The sequence below is a fragment of the Actinoplanes sp. NPDC048791 genome, assembly GCF_040650095.1.
Classification (GTDB): Bacteria; Actinomycetota; Actinomycetes; order Mycobacteriales; family Micromonosporaceae; genus Actinoplanes.
Genome location: NZ_JBEZGQ010000683.1, coordinates 1 through 4,664 on the forward strand (window position 1 = coordinate 1; position 4,664 = coordinate 4,664).

5 protein-coding genes are annotated in these 4,664 nt (G+C 71.3%); 2 read left to right on the top strand and 3 right to left on the bottom strand.

What is annotated here, in order from left to right; genetic code table 11:
• On the bottom strand, positions 1-476 hold a 476-nt coding region (locus AB0C29_RS34450; protein WP_360829286.1), incomplete at its 3' end, for a LacI family DNA-binding transcriptional regulator.
• Positions 477-573: 97 nt separating this feature from the next.
• Here AB0C29_RS34450 and AB0C29_RS34455 point away from each other — a divergent pair.
• Positions 574-1,743 carry a Gfo/Idh/MocA family oxidoreductase gene (locus AB0C29_RS34455; RefSeq protein ID WP_360829289.1) on the top strand — a complete coding sequence of 390 codons (1,170 nt, stop codon included), beginning with the start codon at positions 574-576 and terminating at the stop codon, positions 1,741-1,743.
• Between the two features lie 26 nt (positions 1,744-1,769).
• Positions 1,770-2,774, top strand: a complete 1,005-nt coding sequence (locus tag AB0C29_RS34460; RefSeq protein ID WP_360829292.1) for a sugar phosphate isomerase/epimerase — start codon at positions 1,770-1,772, stop codon at positions 2,772-2,774.
• A gap of 49 nt (positions 2,775-2,823) precedes the next feature.
• On the opposite strand, the gene glsA is transcribed toward AB0C29_RS34460, so the two are convergent.
• Positions 2,824-3,825, bottom strand: a complete 1,002-nt coding sequence (glsA, locus tag AB0C29_RS34465; protein ID WP_360829295.1) for a glutaminase A — start codon at positions 3,823-3,825, stop codon at positions 2,824-2,826.
• 7 nt (positions 3,826-3,832) lie between these two features.
• Entirely contained in the window at positions 3,833-4,372 is a 540-nt protein-coding gene (locus tag AB0C29_RS34470; RefSeq protein WP_360829298.1) for a hypothetical protein, read from the bottom strand.
• Positions 4,373-4,664 lie beyond the last annotated feature (292 nt).

The following is a 4,664-nucleotide window of genomic DNA, read 5'->3' on the forward strand; positions in this document are numbered from 1 at the left end:
GCCGGCCGCACCACGTCGACGTCGCCGGTGGCGACGCGCCGGCCGATCGCGACCACCGGGACCTGGGCGGCGAGGGAGGCGAGCCGCTGATCCGCGGCGTCCGGACCGAGCAGGAGTACGGCCTCACAGCGGAAGTCGAGCAGCGTCTCGATCGCCCGATCCTCATCACGGTGCCGGGTCAGCGTGGACAGCACCACCTCGTAGCCGACCTGGTCCGCCTCAGCCTGGATCTCCTCGACCAGCTCGGCATGGAACGGGCTGCGGATGTCGAGCATCACACCGAGCAGATGACGCCGCCGGCGGGCCAGCATGCTCGCCGTGCGATCGGCGCGATAGCCCAGCTCAGCGGCCGCTTCGAGCACCCGCCGACGGGTCTCGGCGCTGGGGCCGGGGGCTCCGCGCAGCACCAGCGAGACCGACGCCGTGGAGACGCCGACCCGCGCGGCCACGTCGTCGAGCCGGGGTCGTTGATCCACTCCTGAAACCTCCGGAAGCACCCTTGACACACAACGAGATCGACTTGGATAGTACTCGCAGTTAAAGCGCTTTAAACCCTTGGACCCCGGAGGTCCCATGACCCTCTCGTCCCCCGGCGTCGCTGTCATCGGCGCCGGCATGGTCGGCCGCGCCCACGCGAACGCCTACCGCAACGCCGCCACCGTCTTCGCCCCCGGCCGGCCCGCGCCACGCCTGGTCGCCATCGCGGACACCCACGAGCCGTTCGCCGCCGACGCCGCCACGCGCTACGGCTTCGCCCGCACCGAAACCGACTGGCGGGCCGTGATCGACGCGCCCGACGTGGACGCGGTCACCGTCGCGGTCGCCAACAACCTGCACCGCGAGATCGTCGAGGCGGCGCTGGCCGCCGGCAAGCACGTCCTCTGCGAAAAGCCGCTCGCCCCGAGCCTCGACGACGCGCAGGCCATGGTCGACGCCGCCGCGGCCTCCGACCGGGTGGCCGCCGTCGGTTTCACCTTCCGCCGCTCCCCCGCGATCAACGCCATCCTCGAGCAGGTCCGCAACGGCGGCCTGGGCCGGGTGCGGCACCTCGTCGGCACCTACTTCACCGACTACGGCTTCGACCCGCAACGCCCGATGAGCTGGCGATACCTCGGCGGTCCGGGTTCCGGGGTGCTGGCCGACATCGGCAGCCACCTCGTCGACCTGGCCGAGTTCTTCTGCGGTCCGACCACCGGCGTGCAGGGCACCTCGATGAGCACGCTCATCGCTTCCCGCCCCAAGCCGCTCGGCGTCACGGTCGGGCACGCCGGCGGCGTCGAGCTCAGTGACGAGCGCGTCCCGGTGGAGAACGAGGACATCTGCACCTTCACCACGACGTACGCGGGCGGCACGCTCGGCACGTTCGCCCTGTCCCGGGTGGCGTTCGGCCACGCCAACACGCTGCGCCTGGAGCTGTTCTGCGAGAACGGCACGGCGTCGTTCGACCTGACCCGGCCGGGCGAGTTCAGCATCATCGACGGCACACCCGGGCAGAGCGTGAACGGCGCCCGGCAGGTGTTCATCGGGCCGTGGCATCCGTACGTCGCCCGCGGACTGCCCATGGACTTCCCCACGGTCGGCCACGGCCAGAACGACTTCTTCGTGTTCCAGGCGCGCGCGTTCCTCGACGAGATCGCCGGCATCGAAGAGCTCCCACCGTGCCCGGATCTGGCCCACGGCCTGCACAACCTGCGCGTGCTCGACGCGGTCGTGTCCGCCACCGACAAGCCCGTCCTGCTCTGACCCACGCCCGTCCGGAAGGCAATGCCATGAAGCTCGGCGCCTACACCGCGTGCCTGCACGACCGTTCCCTGGACGAAACCCTCAAGATCCTCGGCGAGCTGGGCCTGACCAGCGCGGAGATCAACGCGGGCGGTTTCATCCCGGCCCCGCACCTGCCCGTCGACGACCTCCTCGCGAGCACCGGCGCCCGCGAGGACTACCTGGGCCGCTTCGCCCAGGCCGGCATCGAGCTGACCGGCCTCAACGTCAACGGCAACCCCCTCAACCCCGACCCAGCGGTGGGCCCGAGACACGCCGCCGATCTCCACCGTGCGATCGACGTGGCGGCCGCCCTGGGCGTCAGACGCGTGGTCACCATGTCCGGGCTGCCGGCCGGCGAGCCCGGCGGCACCACGGCCAACTGGGTGGTGAACCCGTGGGACAGCCAATATCTCGACATCCTCGACCACCAGTGGCACCAGGTGGCGGTCCCGTTCTGGAAGGACATCAACGCCCGCGCGGCCGCCGCCGACGTCAAGATCTGCATCGAGATGCACCCGCACAACCTCGTCTTCAACCCGCCGACACTGCAACGGCTGGTCGAGCAGACCAACGCCACCCACGTCGGCGCCGAGATGGACCCGAGCCACCTCTTCTGGCAAGGCATGGACCCGGTGGCCTGCGTCGAATTCCTCGGCGAGCTGGTCTTCCACGCCGCGGCCAAGGACACCAGGATCAACCCCGGCAACGCCAAGGTGTACGGCGTCCTGGACGACCGCTTCACCCGTACCCCGGCCGAGGCCAACCCCCTGAACCTGGGCGGCGCCAACACGCTGAACCAGTGGCCGAAGAGCCCGTCGTGGGAGTTCGTGGCGGTCGGGCGGGGGCACGGCGTGGCGGAGTTCTGGGTGCCGTTCCTGCGGGCATTGAGTGCGGTGGACCCGGACATGGCGGTCAACATCGAGCACGAGGACCAGGCATTCGACCAGGTCGAAGGGTTGCGCCTGGCGGCCGAGAATCTGCTCGCCGCGGCGACGCAGGCGGACGTCTGAGCAGGCGCCCGCGGCCGGCTCGCCGGTGCGGAGCGACGGATCGCGATGGTCAGGCGGGCTCCGAGGCGAACAGGGTCAGACCGAGCCGGCGGGACAGGAAGCGGGCCGCCAGCTGACCCTTGACGCTGTTGCCGAACGCGTCGAGTGGAGGGGCGAAGGTGGCCAGGGCGCCCTTGCCGGGCGAGACGACCACGATGCCGCCGCCGATGCCGCTCTTGCCGGGTACGCCCACGTCATAGAGCCAGTCGCCGGAGGTCTCGTACAGGCCGGCGGTGGCCATGACCGCGAGCGTGTAGTGGCAGACGGTGGCGTCCACCACCTGATCGTCAGTGCGCGGGTTGACGCCGCCGTTGGCCAGGGTTGCGCCCATCACTGCCAAGTCCGTGGCGGTGACCCGCAGGCAGCTCTGCCGGGTGTAGAGGTCGACCGCCGTCACCGGATCGCAGCCCAGGAGGCCGTAGGTCTGCAGCAGGTCGGCCAGGGCCCGGTTGCGATGGTTCGTCGCCGACGCGGAGGCGAAGACTTCGTCGTCGAGCTGTAGCGCCCGACCGGCGAAGCGGGACAGGCCGTCCCGCAGGAACGCCCACTTGGCCTCGGCGCTGTCGCCCGGAGCGAGACTGGCGGTGGCGATCGCCCCCGGGTTCACCATCGGGTTGGTGCGCCCGTCCTGGCCACGTTCCACCGCGGCGAGGGAGTTGAAGGGCAGCCCGGTCGGGTTGACCCCCAGCCGCCGCCTGAGCTCTTCTGGGCCGACGGTTGCGCAGACCACGGCGAAGACGAACGGCTTGGCCACGCTCATGACGGTGAAGCCGGCGTCCGCGTCGCCCACGCCGAAGAGCCCGCCGCGAGCCCCGGCCGCGCAGATGCCGAACAGCTGCGCCGGCACGCGGGCCAGCGCGGGATAGACCCGCGAACGCTCACCGGCGGTGACGGTGCGGAACCGCTGGTACGCGTCCTCGAGGGAGCGCCTCACCTGCTCCGGGGAGGGCAGCTCGCCGGTGGATACGTAGGAGGCGCCGTCGTTGTCGAGGGATTCCACCGATGTCCCCATGCCGGCCTCACGCCATCCCGACGCCGGTGGCGGCGACGTCCTGCTTGATCTGAGCGGGGTCCGCCCGCAGTGGCCGGACCTCCAGCTTCGCCGCGCGTTTCATGGCCTGCTCGACCGGGGCGCCCATGGCGGATCCGGCCACGACAATCAGCCCGGCCTGACCGGTGTCGAGATGCTCGCCGAGCTCCATCAGGTCACGGCGGCTCAGGCCGGCTGCCGCGTGACCGGCCAGCGCGCCCAGCAGGGCACCGCCGGCCGTGGTCGTCACCAGCAGGCCGCCGCCGATCGCCGCGAACGGGAACAGTGCGACCACCAGGCCGGTCGCCAGCCCGAGCCCACCACCCAGCACACCCCCGGCCCGGGTCGGCGTCTCATAGCGCTGCACGATCGCCACCGTGCCGTCGGGCTGACGCTCCACCACAGCGGCGTCGTAGGCGTCGACGAGGTCCGCCTCGGCGAACAGGTCTCTCACCAGCCCGTAATCGTCATTGGCGAGCGCGACGCTGGGATACACACCGACGTGAACCAGGAACGTGTCGGTAGCCATCGCCATCCCCCTCCGATAAGCGCATCCGGACAACAACGGTGTCCGGACGGTCCGGCAAACGCCTCATCCCCGGCAGGTGACCCGGGCTCGGTCGGGAGACATGCTGTAGGGGCGCAGTGCCGAGGAGCCGCCGACCCCTTCACCTGACGCAGACGAGGCTGGCGCTCCGGGGCACCTTCATCCCGCGATGCGCCGGTCCCCACCCGCCGAGCCCCACCCGCCAGGCCCCACCCGCGGGCCCCCACCCGCGGGCCCCCACCCGCCAGGCCCCACCCGCCGAGCCCCACCCGCG

Coding starts and splice junctions, on each gene's coding strand:
- AB0C29_RS34455 (WP_360829289.1), top strand. CDS start 574: ATGACCCTCTCGTCCCCCGGCGTCGCTGTCATCGGCGCCGGCATGGTC.
- AB0C29_RS34460 (WP_360829292.1), top strand. CDS start 1,770: ATGAAGCTCGGCGCCTACACCGCGTGCCTGCACGACCGTTCCCTGGAC.
- glsA (WP_360829295.1), bottom strand. CDS start 3,825: ATGGGGACATCGGTGGAATCCCTCGACAACGACGGCGCCTCCTACGTA.
- AB0C29_RS34470 (WP_360829298.1), bottom strand. CDS start 4,372: ATGGCTACCGACACGTTCCTGGTTCACGTCGGTGTGTATCCCAGCGTC.